The organism is Tepidamorphus gemmatus (assembly GCF_004346195.1).
In the GTDB taxonomy this organism is placed as follows: Bacteria; Pseudomonadota; Alphaproteobacteria; order Rhizobiales; family Tepidamorphaceae; genus Tepidamorphus; species Tepidamorphus gemmatus.
The window spans coordinates 85,568-98,488 of record NZ_SMAK01000009.1; the positions used below are offsets into that span (position 1 = coordinate 85,568).

The window sequence follows — 12,921 nt, forward strand, 5'->3', positions numbered from 1 at the left end:
ACTCACGCAGCCGCCGGCGGCATCGATGCCTGCTGCTTGAGCATCGCCGCCGCCCGCGCATAGCCGCCTGCTGCCCCGTCGATGAAGTGGATGTGGTCATCGCGCGTCAGCGACGGCACCAGACAGGTCATCAGCGCCGCATCCTGCGCATGCAGGCCGTACTGGGCGATTCCCCGCGCGGCTGCCTCCTCCAGTTCGGCGCGCAACCGTGCCTCGACCCCGGCGTCAGCATCGACCGTCATGCGCAGCCCGTCGTCGAACTTGCGGAAGTCGGAGTTGCGCGCGGTAACGGTCTTGTAGCGTTCCGGATCGAAATCGCCCAGCTTGCGGCCGGCGAGGAACACGACAGCCGCCATCAGCGATAGCGCCAGCAGCCGCACATAGGCGATCGCGACACCAAGCCGCCCCTTGCCGCTGCGCGCCTCGATCCCCAGCCCGCCGGGCGGGAACCGCCAGCGCAGCGTCGTCGGGCTGACCGGATTGCCTCGGTCCGGCGCGGCCTCGACGATCGCGGATATGCGACTGACCAGGGCTGCGAAGGCATCGGCGGGGGCGCCCGGCGCCGGACGTACCAGGATCGACAGGATCCGCCCGTTGCGCGCGGCAATCGGCTCCCATCGACACGACAGACCGGCAAGGTCCGGCCAAGCGCCGGGAGCGGCTTCGGGAAGCGTGATCAGTCCGGCCTTGAGCTGCTCCTCCGCCCAGTTCAGCCCGTTGCCGGAAAACAGCGCAAAGGCAACGTCGGGCGACACCCCGAACCGGGCAATGCGCACGTCGTGGCCCGCTGCGCGAATGGCGTCGACGCCGATGGTGCCCACCCGCAGATCCAGATCGAGTGCTTCGGCCGCATACCGCCGCACCGAGGCCATCGCCGCGCCCGCTGCCGCGCCCATCGTCCCGGGCAATGCAACGGCGGCGCCATCCCCGCCGAAGACGAACGGGAAATCCCGCGTCGCAAGCGCGTTCATGAGCGCCGCGATGACCGACGCCCCCACCATGTTGACGGCCTTGTAGCGGCCCTCGGCGATCGCTTGGGTGGAGTTTCGGACATCCGCCACACCGATGATCCAGCCCGGCGGCAGAGGCGTGTAGCGCTGCCCATCGCCGACATCCTCGAAGCGTTCAAGGATCGGAATGCTCCGGTAGAAGTCGAGATCGTTCGTCGTCATGGCGCATCCGGCAACAGCGTCGCCGGTTCCGCCGGCGCGTGCTCTCAGCATACGCTCAGGGCCGCCGGATCGGATGCCCCGCCGGCGTCACGATCGCGTGCCTTCGCCGAAATCTGCTGTGCCGGCAGGCCGGATCAGAGCGAGGCGAACAGCTTGGCGTTCGGACAGAACCGTTCGGCACCGTCCGTGCCCTCGGTCTGCTCCATCCACCGGGCGCAGACCTCGACCGAGCCGCAATCCATGCAGCGGCGTGCCGCGCGCTCCAACGACATCGCCTCGCAGATCGTGATGGTGTCGCCCTGCAGCGTACCGTACCGCCGCATCATCTCGCCCATCAGCCGGGCATGACGCTCCCGGTTCGCCATCAGTCGCTCGAACATCGGTGATCCTCCCTGGCATCAGCACGACGACCGCCGCCGCGCATGACGCCCCTGTGTCGTCTCGTCCCTGTGTCGTCTCGTCCCTGTGTCGTCTCGTCCCTGTGTCGTCTCGTCCCTGTGTCGTCTCGTCCCTGTGTCGTCTCGTTACTGTGTCGCGTCAGGAGCGTAGCGCACCCGCCGCCGTAGTTGCATCCGCAACACTACGGACCTCCGCCGGACGGCCACAGCGGCGCCGGTGCACCACGATCCGGTCAGCCCGCTGCACCTCGATCCGCATCGGCGGCTCAACAACATGCCGCTAGGGAGCTGCTCCACGGCTTCGTCTATGGGGTGTTCCTGCATGCCGGACTGATGGCGGCGACGCTGCTCACCCATGTCGTGCCGGTGATCCCGCTGTGGCTGTATCCGGCCATCCTATTCGCGACCGCCTCGGTACCACTGGCAATCCGCCTGCGGGCAAGCCGGTCGGCGGTCCCGTCCGTCACCCGCCCCGACTCGCCAGCACCCGCTTCGTCCGGGCGGTAGGCGCCGCAGTCAGCGGATCGTCGGGCCAGGGATGCTTCGGGTAGCGCCCCTTCATCTCTGCCTTCACCTGGCGATATCCGTCGCGCCAGAAGGTGGCGAGATCGGAGGTGATCTGCACCGGCCGGCCGGCCGGCGACAGCAGATGGACCAGCACCGGCACCCGCCCTCCGGCGATGCGCGGCGTCTCGGTCGCCCCGAACATCTCCTGCAATTTCACCGCCAGCACCGGTATCTCGCCCGCGCAATAGTCGAGCCGGAGGCGGGAGCCGCTGGGGACTTCCAGATGCGTCGGGGCAAGGTCGTCGAGCCGCCGGCGCGCCTCCCAGTCGAGCCCACTTGCCAGAATGGTGGCGAGATCGAGTCGGGACAGGTCGGCGAGCCGGGTCACGCCGACGAGATGCGGAGCCAGCCAGTCGCCGATCGTCGCGGCAAGTGCCTCGTCAGACAGGTCTGGCCAGTCCATCCCGTCCGATATCCGCCGCAGAAGGGCGACGCGGGCGCGCAGCTGGCGGGCTTCCTCGCTCCACGGCAGACGGCCGATCCCGCGCGCCGCCACCGCTGCCGATAGCGCCCGCGCCACCGCGTCCTGGTCGGGCCGCTCGATCGGCCGCTCGTCGAGCACGATCGCCATGAATCGGCGCAGCCGGTGCGCCGTCACCCGGTCGGCCCGTGCGTCATAGGCGATCTCATCGGCCTCGATGATGCGGTCTGCGAAGGCGGACTCGATCTCCTGGCGCACGATCGGCACGGCGAGCCGGATCCGCGCATCCGCTTCGCCGCCGCCGACGGTCGCAACCGCAAGAAGCGCCTCCCCGGCCAACGGATCCTCGGGCGGAAGACTGGCGCCCCGTCCGCCGGCGAGCCGGAACCGTCCGATTCCGCCGCGCTGCTGGGCGATGCGGTCGGGATAGGCGAGCATCGAGATGCGCCCTGCCGCGCCGGCCGGATCGGCGCTGGCCTCCACGCCGAGCCGCCGGCGCCACGCGCGTGCCGCGAGCAACGCCCGGCGCCGCGCGCCCTCGTCCAGGCGCGCCCCGGCTGGAAGGCCGCCCCTCGCACCATGCCGCAAGATCTCGATCCGGGTCCTGAGGTCGGCATCACATGCGCAGCCCGACCCGACCAGGATGTCGCGCTCCTCGATCAGGGCTGCGATCTCGCAGGCGATCGCGGCCTCGCCGTGCTCCTGCGCGGCGAGCAGCATGTGGGCGAGACGGGGATGCGCGCCAAGTCGCGCCATCGCCCTGCCATGCGCCGTGATGCCGCCATCGCTGTCGACTGCACCGAGCAGCCTCAACAGGTCCCGCGCCTGCGCCAGCGCCGCCTCGGGCGGTGGATCAAGCCAGGCCAGCGTCGAGGCGTCGCGCACGCCCCACTGGGCGAGCTCGAGCGCCAGCGGGGCGAGGTCGGCGTCGAGAATTTCCGGGCGGTCGTAGGCGACGAGACCGCGTTCCTCGGCCAGGCTCCACAACCGGTAGCAGACGCCCGGCGCGGTGCGCCCGGCCCGTCCGCGCCGCTGCTCGGCCGCCGCCCTCGACACCGGCACCGTTTCCAGCCGACTCATCGCGCTCACAGGATCGAACCGCGCGCGCCGCGACAGGCCGCCATCGATGACGACCCGCACCCCGTCGATGGTCAGGCTGGTCTCGGCGATCGACGTCGCCAGTACCACCTTGCGGCGTCCCCCTGCCGATGGCCGGATCGCCGCGTCCTGTGCCGCCCTGTCCAGCGCGCCATAGAGCGGCATCACGTCGGCGGACTCAGGAAGCCCGGCTTCGGCGATCAGTGCCGCGAGGCGACGGATCTCGCCCTCCCCCGGCAGGAAGACGAGCATGTCCCCGTCGGTATCGGCGAGCGCACGCCGTACGGCCTCGGCCATTGCCGGAACGAAGCGGTCACGCGGCGGCCGGCGCAGATGGCGCGTCTCGACCGGAAAGCTGCGCCCCTGGGTGCGAATCACCGGCGCCCCGCCAAGCAGGGCGGCGACCGCCGATCCGTCGAGCGTCGCGGACATCACCAACAGCTTCAGATCATCCCGAAGGCTCGTCACCTCCAGCGTCAGCGCCAGCCCCAGATCGGCCTGCAGGCTGCGCTCGTGGAACTCGTCGAAGATGACGAGTCCGACACCCTCGAGCCCCGGATCGGACTGAAGCCGCCGCGTCAGGATACCCTCCGTGACCACCTCAATGCGGGTGGTGCGGCCGACGACGGAATCGAGGCGTGTGCGGTAGCCGACCGTCTCGCCGACCGCCTCGCCGAGCATGTCGGCCATGCGCTGGGCGGCGGCACGGGCGGCAAGGCGCCTCGGCTCGAGCATCACGATCCGCCGTCCCGCGAGCCAGGGTGCTTCGAGCAGCGCCAGTGGCACACGCGTCGTCTTGCCGGCACCGGGCGGCGCCTCGAGCACGGCGGCAGAATGGTCGGCGAGTGCTGCCTCCAGCTCCGGCAGCACGGCTTCGATGGGAAGATCCGTCATCGGACAGTCGGGTCCGCTGTGCTCGCGTGTCTCATGGTCTGGCGGCAACCCGGAAGGTGTTGATCGCCAGGATCCGGCAATCCGGAGCCGTGCGGCGGCACTCCGCCATGGCCGACTCCGTCGCCTCGCGCTGGCTGCCGCGCCCGACGGTGACACCGATGTCGCCCGCCCCGACCGCCACCGCGCGCCAGTCCGGTCCGGCGTAGACCGCCATCACCCGCTCGCGCTGGGCAGGGCTCAACGCCATATCGCTCTCCGGCCGGAACAGGCCCTCGATCTCGACACCTTCAGGAAACGGAAAGGCGAACCGATCGTCTACCGCCGCCAGCAGGCACGGCACGCCGGCGCGGTCGCCGCAGAATTCGAGCGACCGGCGCACCGGATCGAGCCGTCCCGTCCCGCCCCAGCTCATGCCGATCAGCCCGTCGTCATTGATCGCCAGCGCGCGTGGCAACGGCCGCTCGCTGAAGCTTTCGATCAGCGCACGGTCAGACGCGCGGGCAAACGGGACCCGGTCCGGGTCGAACGGCTCGCCGCCGCCGGCAACCTCTCGCAGCCAGGGCTGTGGCGGCATGGCAGGCAGCGGATGCGGCCACACCATCGTGTCGCCCACGGCGTAGATCTCGCAGGCCTCGTTGGTCGCGCTCGTGCACGCGGCCAGCGCCTTGTCGCGGGCGACCGCCTCCGAGGGTTCCGCAACCGCAAAGCCGTAGCCGTAGCGGTTGATCGCCAGCGCCTTGTGGTCGCGGGCCGGCACGTAGGAATCCTTGATGTCGTTGCGGTTGTCCTCGCGCAGGAACGGCACCCGCTCGGCTATGAAGGTACCTGCGACGGCCCCTTCGGACGTTGCCGCCGTTGCGGCCGGTGCCGCCAGCGGTGCCGCAGGTCTGTCGGACGGCGGCGTCACATCGGCGGTATGGTCCATGGTCCAGAACGCGACGCCGCCGGCTGCGATCGCAACCACTGTCGCCAGCACGGCCGCCGTGCTCCAGGCTCGCCGAGTCCCGGCTGCGGCCTTGGCGGGCGCAGCGCCGGCAGGCTCGAGCTCGGCCCCCCCTGCCATCACCGCATAGACATGCACCGGCTGCGGAATGTTCTTGACCGGATGGGCGCCGAGATCGCGGAAGTGCAACGACATCTTTCCCGCCACCTGCTCGTGCACCGTGCGCGACACCCAGATGCCCCCAGGTGCCGCGAGTCCCTGCAGACGGGCAGCGACGTTCACGGCATCGCCGAGCAGATCACCATCCCGCTCCACCACGTCGCCGATGGTGATGCCGATGCGGAACAGCATCTGACGCGACTGGGGGTAGCCGTAGTTGCGCGTCCTCAGCGTCTCCTGGATGTCGATCGCCGCCCGCACAGCATCGACGGACGAGCGGAACTCGGCCAGCACCGCATCGCCCGCGGTGTTGAAGATGCGGCCGTTATACTGGCCGACGAAATCCTCGAACACCTTGCGGTAGTTCACCAGCCGGCGGAGCGTCTCCTCCTCGTCCTCGGCCATCAGCCGCGCGTAACCGACCACATCGGCACACAGGATGACGGTGATCTTGCGCTGCATCGAAATCTGCCGGCTCGGGACCCCGCGGATGTGCGGCCTCATTCAACCAGAAGCGCGTCCGCCGCGGAAGCGCGGGGCGGACTGACGGTCGGCGTCATCTGCTTCGCTGCTCTCCCGGCACCGGCGGGTGGATGAACTCCCACGGGCTTACCTCGCTGTCGGGATCGACGACGACCTCGATCAGCGCCGGCGCATCGTCGGCCAGCGCCAGTTCGAGCACCGGGCGCAGCGCGTCCGGGCTGTGGACGCGATGGCCTGCCACGCCGAAACTCTCGGCGAGCTTGAGGAAATCCGGATTGGCGAGTTCGGAGGCGATGATCCGGCCGTCGAACAGCGTCTTCTGATCACGCCGCACGTTGCCGAACGCCCCGTTGTTGAACAGCACGGTGACGAGGCTGATCCGTTCGGCGACAGCGGTCGCAAGATCCTGCACGCCGAACATGAAGCCGCCGTCGCCGGTGATCGAGATGACCGCCCGGTCCGGATTCGCCACCTTGACGCCGAGCGCGGTCGGAAAGCCGAAGCCGAGCGTACCCTGGTAGCCGGAACTGACATAGGTGCGCGGCTCGTAGACCGGGAAGCCATAGTAGGAGACGAAGCCCGCCTGGCACAGCTCCTCGACCAGAAAGCCGTCGCGCGGCAGCACGTCGCGGATCACCTTCAGGTAAGAGATGTGCGGCTCGACACGGGCGATCTTGCGCGCCGCGGCGGCCTTCGCTCCGGCGATCCAGTCGGCCGTGTCCGGCTCGGGCGCACGCACCCGGCCGATCGCCTCGGCGAGCAGCCGCGCCCCTTCGGCAGCGTCCGCCACGATCCCGGCATGCGGCTTCAGACGGACCATCTCGGTCGGGTCGATGTCGATGCGGATCAGCCAGGGTGGCGGCGCCGGCCGGTCGACGAGGCGCATCATGCCGCCGCCCCAGCGCATGTACTGCATTTCGCAGCGGCTGCCGATGCCGATCAGCGCATCCGTCTCCGGCCACAGCTCATGGGCCGCCGCGCTGGACAGGCCGAGCGGGTCGTCCTCGGCCACTACCCCACGTCCCGAGCGGAACGCGGTGACAGGCGCGCCCAGCACCTCAGCCAGGGCGCGGACCTCGGCGCGCGCGTGCTGCGCCCCGCCGCCGACCATGATCACCGGCCGCCGGCAGTCCTTCAGGATGGCCACGGCGCGAGCGATCTCGTCCGGATCGACGGCGGGTGGCGGCGGGATCTCGGCGGCGACGGCACGCTCCACCGGCGCCTGCGCGGCCAGCCTGTCCATGCACATTTCGAGATAGCCCGGCCCCGGTCGGCCTGACAGCATCGCCGCCAGCGCCCGGTTGACCGCCGCAGGAACGTCCTGCGGCCGCTCCACGTGGGCAGCATGCTTGTTGAGCCGCGCCATGATGCCCAGCTGGTCGGGAATCTCGTGCAGCGCACCGCGCCCGCGCCCGAGGAAGTCGCTGGGCACCTGACCGGTCAGGCAGAGCACCGGCGCATCGTTGGCATACGCCGTCGCCAGCGCTGCCGAGGCATTGAGCACGCCCGGGCCGGGTACCACCGAATAGGCGCCGACCCTGCCTGTCGACGCAGCGTAGCCATAGGCCATGTAGGCGGTCGCCTGCTCGTGGCGCGGCGTCACCGTGCGGATCGCATCGGCCTGCCTGGCGAGGCCGTCGAAGATCGGGTAGGTCTGGACGCCCGGAATCGCGAACACAGTGTCGATCCCGTTCGCGACGAGAGCCCTTGCAAAGGCCTCGCCCGCCGATATCCGCTCTACCATCGCCGTACCTCCGTCCTGTTTCCGGAATGCTGTCATAGGTGTTCGTGACCGCGGGGGAAACACGGCAGAGTCGCCATGCACGGGGCGCCCCGATCCCACCCCGTCCTCATGACCGGATTCGGAGCGGGAGCCGGCGAGTCGGCCTCTGGGCGCCCGTGCGGTCTGCCGTCCGGCCCGTCCGATCCCGGATGGGACTCGCGGCCGTCGCGGATGACGCCGAGGGGCGTTGGAAATGACTCAGTGGCCGGATGCGGCCGGCCGTGCCGTCGGGAGCGGGGGGCAGGTGACACCGATCGCGAATCGACCGACGGAGGCACCGTCGTCTACAGGATCTCGTCCTTCACCCAGAAGCCTGCATAGGCCGCCCTCAGATACAGCGGCCTGAGCCCGGGCAGCGGAAACCGCCTCAGCGGCGCGCCCATCACCGCCGGCACGATCTCGCGATCCGGCCGCCGCCCGACCGCAAGTTCAGCCGCTGCCCGGCCCGACCACGTGCCCATCGACACGCCGTTGCCGTGATAGGCGAAGGCGTGGATGACGGACGGGTCGTCCGGCAGGCGCCCGACATGGGGCACCAGATCGCGGGCGAGGCAGACGAAACCGCGCCAGAAATGGGTGATCTCGACCCCTTGCCAGGCCGGAAACATGCGGTGGAATTGCCGCGTCAGATTGGCCCGCATGGCGGCCAGGGAGTCGGGCGAGGCATCAACCCCGCCGCGCGCGCCGAACAGGAAGCTGCCGTCCGGCAGCAGCCGGAAATAGTGGAGCAGGTTGCGGCTGTCATAGGCCATGGTGCTGGTCGTCCAGCCCTGCACCGCCAGCTCCTGCGGACGCAACGGCCGCGTGGTCAGGACATTCGAAAGCGCAGGCAGCAGCCGCCCCGCCAAGCCCGGATGCAGGTCTTCCGGCGTGTAGCCGTTGGTCGCAACGACCACCCGTCGCGCCCTGAGCGTGCCGCCCGGCGTCGACAGCCGATGCAGCCCGTCCGCCGTCTGCCACGCCTCGACCGGACTGTGGCCATGCAGCCGGGCGCCATGCCGTGCAGCGGCCGCCGCGAGCCCACGCGCAAATTTCAGGGGATGGAGCCCAAAGCCAAACGGCAGTTCCAGCGCAGCTTCCGCTTCCGCGTTGGAGCAACCATTGGCGGCCAGATCCGGCTTGGCGATGAGCCGGCAGGAGACGCCGAACGTCTCGCGCATGAAGTCGCGATGCGCCTCGAGGTCGCGGATCCGGTTCGCACGATGCGCGATTTCCAGGTCGCCGCTTCCGGTCCGGTCGATGTCGAGCCCTTCCGCATCGGCAATCTCGCCGACCAGCTCCACGGCCGCGCGCTGCGCGGCGAAGAAGCGGCGCACCTCGTCGAGACCGTGGCGGCCGATCAGGACCCGGTAGGATACCTTGGCGCCGCCGATGCAGCAGAAGCCGCCGTTGCGGCCGGAGGCGCCCCAGCCCGGCTCGGCGCGCTCGAGCACGCGCACGTCGATGCCATGGTCGCGGGCGAGGTGCAGTGCCGCCGACAGGCCCGTGTAGCCGCCGCCGATGATCGCGACGTCACAACTCTCGTCGCTCTCCAGAGGCGCCGCCGCAATCGTCAGGGGCGGGGCAGTCGCCGCCCAGTAGCTGTCCACGGGCGTCGCAGGGTCGCTGGCTGCAGGATGGTAGAGATGTCTCATGGCGCCATCCTATCGCGCGGGCCTGCCGAACGACACTGCCCGCAATGCGCGCCTCCTGTCCGAAAACCGACATCGCCGGTCCCTATCATGCCGAAATGGCCGCGACCGGCCCGGCCGACGCGTGCCGGCGCGACGGGAGGACAAGATGGATGCGATCATCGATGACCTATTCACCACGATGCTGACCCGCGGCCACGAGATGTATGGCGGCGAGGCAGTGACGCAGCTTCAGCATGCCCTGCAATGTGCCGTGCTCGCCCGCCAGGCCGGTGCCTCGGCCGGGCTGGTGACTGCGGCACTGCTGCACGACTTCGGCCACCTCGTCGCCGACAACCAAGACATGGCCGAGCACGGCATCGACATGATGCACGAGGAGGTCGCCGCGGACCATCTCGCGCGCTGGTTCGGTCCCGAGGTGACCGAGCCGATCCGGATGCACGTGGCGGCGAAGCGCTATCTGTGCGCAGTCGATCCGCGCTACCTGGCCGGCCTGTCGCCGGCATCGGTCGCCTCGCTCAAGGTCCAGGGTGGCCCCTTCTCCGACGCCGAGGCGGCTCGCTTCATCGACCGGCCATACGCCTCGGATGCGGTTCGGCTTCGCATCTGGGATGATCTCGCCAAGGACGTCGAGGCGGTGACACCACCCATCGAGGATTTCCGGCCGGAGGTGGAAGCCTCGCGCGCCACCCCGCGGGCCGGTTCGGCCGGCGGCTAGGACTCCGGTTGCAGGTTCATCCGCTGGCGTTCCTCCGCCACGGCGTCGATGCGCGCCTTGATCGAGGGATTCTGCACGAGGAGCCGCCTGAAGTCGGGCTCCTCAAGCAGCAGCAGCTGGCAATAGCCGAGCGCCCGGACATCGGCCTGACGGCGCTGGCCGGTGATCAGCGCCATTTCGCCGAAGAAGTCGCCGCGGCCAAGCCGTATGCGGGTACGGCCGGTGTCGACCTCAATGGCTCCCGAGGAGATGAAGAACACCGAAGCCCCGCGGTCGCCACGACGGATCAGCAGTTCGTCCGGCAGGGCAAGCCGCGGGCGCAGCAGCGCACAGATCTTCTCCCGCTCCTCCTCGGCAAGCGTGGAGAACATCGGAAACCCCTCCACGAGAGCCCGCGTGTTGAGACCAAGATCGAGCCGCGGCCGCTGCGCCATCGATCTGCGGACGGCCGCCAGCTCGCGCTTCAGCGCCCCGTGCAGCTCCGGGCCGATCAGCGCCGCCTCGCGCAACCCGTCCACTTCGGCGGTTTCCAGCCGCACGGCAAGCTGGGTCAGGAACCGCCGTTCGATCTCGGCTGCATATTCCGGATACTGCAGCCGCAGGGCATCGAGCGCGGCGACGACCCCATCGGATCGCTCGGCAAGCACCTCGCGCAGCTTCTGGGCAATCCGCCGCCCGAAGAGGGGCGACAGCTTGCTGCCGACGAAGTGCTCCAGTTCCTCGAGCACGATGCGCGTGACCATCAGCGTCTCGAAACGGTCCGCGACCCGTCGTTCCAGCGGCCCGTCCATGGCGAACACCCGGTGCAGGAGGTGCGCGACCCGGAACGTCCACGCGAATCCGACCCGCCGGGCCGCGGCGCGCAGATAGCCCTCGCGTCCGGCTGACCGGGTCTGGTCGATCGCCAGTTCGGTCTCGGCCAGCAGACGCGAGGCGATGCCGCGGGCGATCGCTCCGCCGGCGGCATGCTCGGCAACAAGCTCGCGCTCGCGCTGGGCCAGCGCCACCAGCCCCATGGTCAGCCTGTCCGCCTCGGGGATCTCGGTCGCTCCCTCCTCGTCCGCGCCCTCGCCGCGGGCGACATCGCCGAGATTGCGCGCCAGCGGCTCGAGCACGTCGTCGACGGAGACGGATCCGATCCGGTATTGCCGGGCGATCTGCAGAACGGCATCGCGCGCGGAATCGAGCGAGAGCGTCAGGATCTGTGTCCGTAGCGCCTGATCGAGAGGGCTCAGCCGGTCGATGCCGAGAAGCCGGATCACCGGCCGCAGCGTCGTCCCGCCGACCAGCAGGGTGAACAGGACGAAGCCGGTCGCCAGGATCGCGACGAAGCGCTGCACCTCCGGCACGATCAGCGGGTTCTCGGTGATCGACAGCGCCAGCGCCAGCGTCACCGCGCCGCGCAGACCGCCCCAGACGATGACGAACTTGAACGGCGTGCTGATCTTCTGCCCGAAGCCGGCAAGTCCGAGCAGCGGCAAGAGGCCGAACAGGACCAGCGCACGCGCGCCGAGCGAGGCGACGACAACGAGCCCGATCAGCCCCACGTCCAGCCAGTTGACGCCGATCAGCAGCCGTGGCACGCGCAGCGCCGCCAGGACGAACACCAGCGATCCCGCCAGGAAGGCGAACTGTTCCCAGACTTCCTCGAGAAACTTCCAGTTGGCTGGCGCCAGCCGGTTGCGGCCGAGCACGCCGATCACGAGACCCGCCATCACCACGGCGACAACGCCGGAGACCGCAAGGAAGCGCTCGCTGATGACGAAAGCCAGATACGGCACTGCGATCGACAGCGTCAGCTCCGCGCCACGCGACTCGCGCAGGGCGAGCACCAGTTCCATCGCCAGCCGCGCGATCACGTATCCAACCGCAGCACCGCCGAACAGCGAGATCAGGAACATGCCGACGGTGCGGCCCAGAGCGGGTTGATCGCCGGTCAGCAGGATGCCGAGGAGCACCGTGAACAGGACAATCGCGGTTGCATCGTTGAGCAGGCTCTCGCCCTCGACCAGCCGCGTCAGTCGCCCCGGCGCGCCGAGATCGCGGAAGATGGCAACCACCGCGGCGGGATCCGTGGTTGCAACGATCGAGCCGAGCAGCAGGCAGACGACCAGCGACACTCCGGCGAACGGCCACAGCACCAGTCCGATCACCGCCGTCGCGACCACCACCGCAACGACCGCCAGCACGAAGATCGGCACCGCATCGTCGATCATCCGCCGCACGTCGATACCGAGAGCGGCCTGGAACAGCAGGATCGGCAGGAAGATGTAGAGGAAGCCTGCGGAGGTGATCGGCACCCCGAGCAGTGCTTCGGACATCCCCTCGAAGGCAAGCCCGAACTGCGCCAGATGCGTGGCGCCCAGCGCCACGACGATCCCGACGACGGCGAGGAGCACGGTGTTCGGCAGGTTCAGCCGCGCCGCCATCGGTTGCAACGTGCTGATCAGCACCATCAGGCCGGCGAGGATGAGGATCGTGTTGGTGAGGCTCAGCATCGGGATGGCCGCGGGAAGCCGCGCCGGATCCGTCCCGGTGCGCTCCAACGAAGCGTCTGTCGCATCGCGGCAGTCCTACATGTGCGGCCAGGACGGCTCAAGGATGCCGTGCATCGAGACCGGCCAAATGCTTCCGGGACATTGCCCGGACGCCTC

Annotated in this window: 8 protein-coding genes; 1 reads left to right on the plus strand and 7 read right to left on the minus strand. The window is 69.6% G+C overall.

The genetic code is table 11. The features are described from left to right. Window positions 1-2 precede the first annotated feature (2 nt). The 6 genes from EDC22_RS14165 to EDC22_RS14190 form a co-directional block, all read right to left on the minus strand. Entirely contained in the window at window positions 3-1,172 is a 1,170-nt protein-coding gene (locus EDC22_RS14165) for a DUF3095 domain-containing protein (protein ID WP_165926914.1), read from the minus strand. Window positions 1,173-1,306: 134 nt separating this feature from the next. Then, window positions 1,307-1,552 carry a DUF6455 family protein gene (locus tag EDC22_RS14170; protein ID WP_132807333.1) on the minus strand — a complete coding sequence of 82 codons (246 nt, stop codon included), beginning with the start codon at window positions 1,550-1,552 and terminating at the stop codon, window positions 1,307-1,309. Between the two features lie 481 nt (window positions 1,553-2,033). Then, the gene (hrpB, locus tag EDC22_RS14175; protein ID WP_132807334.1) at window positions 2,034-4,550 is read right to left on the minus strand and encodes an ATP-dependent helicase HrpB; all 2,517 of its coding nucleotides are present in this window, start codon (window positions 4,548-4,550) and stop codon (window positions 2,034-2,036) included. 31 nt (window positions 4,551-4,581) lie between these two features. After that, complete coding sequence (locus EDC22_RS14180) at window positions 4,582-6,114, minus strand: adenylate/guanylate cyclase domain-containing protein (protein ID WP_165926915.1); 1,533 nt, start codon at window positions 6,112-6,114, stop codon at window positions 4,582-4,584. A 94-nt stretch (window positions 6,115-6,208) separates the two neighbouring features. After that, window positions 6,209-7,879 carry a thiamine pyrophosphate-dependent enzyme gene (locus EDC22_RS14185; protein ID WP_132807336.1) on the minus strand — a complete coding sequence of 557 codons (1,671 nt, stop codon included), beginning with the start codon at window positions 7,877-7,879 and terminating at the stop codon, window positions 6,209-6,211. 323 nt (window positions 7,880-8,202) lie between these two features. Next, entirely contained in the window at window positions 8,203-9,552 is a 1,350-nt protein-coding gene (locus tag EDC22_RS14190) for an NAD(P)/FAD-dependent oxidoreductase (RefSeq protein WP_132807337.1), read from the minus strand. Between the two features lie 145 nt (window positions 9,553-9,697). Here EDC22_RS14190 and EDC22_RS14195 point away from each other — a divergent pair, with 145 nt between their 5' ends. Next, a complete protein-coding gene (locus EDC22_RS14195; RefSeq protein WP_132807338.1) occupies window positions 9,698-10,267 on the plus strand; it encodes a phosphonate degradation HD-domain oxygenase in 570 nt (189 codons plus the stop codon). On the opposite strand, the gene EDC22_RS14200 is transcribed toward EDC22_RS14195, so the two are convergent. Further along, window positions 10,264-12,765 (minus strand): cation:proton antiporter, encoded by a 2,502-nt coding sequence (locus tag EDC22_RS14200; protein ID WP_132807339.1) that lies wholly within the window; start codon window positions 12,763-12,765, stop codon window positions 10,264-10,266. The genes EDC22_RS14195 and EDC22_RS14200 overlap by 4 nt on opposite strands. Window positions 12,766-12,921 lie beyond the last annotated feature (156 nt).

Bases quoted from the DNA above. Each gene is read 5' to 3' on its own strand.
- EDC22_RS14170 (WP_132807333.1), bottom strand. From the start codon at position 1,552: ATGTTCGAGCGACTGATGGCGAACCGGGAGCGTCATGCCCGGCTGATG.
- EDC22_RS14190 (WP_132807337.1), bottom strand. From the start codon at position 9,552: ATGAGACATCTCTACCATCCTGCAGCCAGCGACCCTGCGACGCCCGTG.
- EDC22_RS14165 (WP_165926914.1), bottom strand. From the start codon at position 1,172: ATGACGACGAACGATCTCGACTTCTACCGGAGCATTCCGATCCTTGAA.
- EDC22_RS14185 (WP_132807336.1), bottom strand. From the start codon at position 7,879: ATGGTAGAGCGGATATCGGCGGGCGAGGCCTTTGCAAGGGCTCTCGTC.
- EDC22_RS14200 (WP_132807339.1), bottom strand. From the start codon at position 12,765: ATGCTGAGCCTCACCAACACGATCCTCATCCTCGCCGGCCTGATGGTG.
- hrpB (WP_132807334.1), bottom strand. From the start codon at position 4,550: ATGACGGATCTTCCCATCGAAGCCGTGCTGCCGGAGCTGGAGGCAGCA.
- EDC22_RS14195 (WP_132807338.1), top strand. From the start codon at position 9,698: ATGGATGCGATCATCGATGACCTATTCACCACGATGCTGACCCGCGGC.
- EDC22_RS14180 (WP_165926915.1), bottom strand. From the start codon at position 6,114: ATGCAGCGCAAGATCACCGTCATCCTGTGTGCCGATGTGGTCGGTTAC.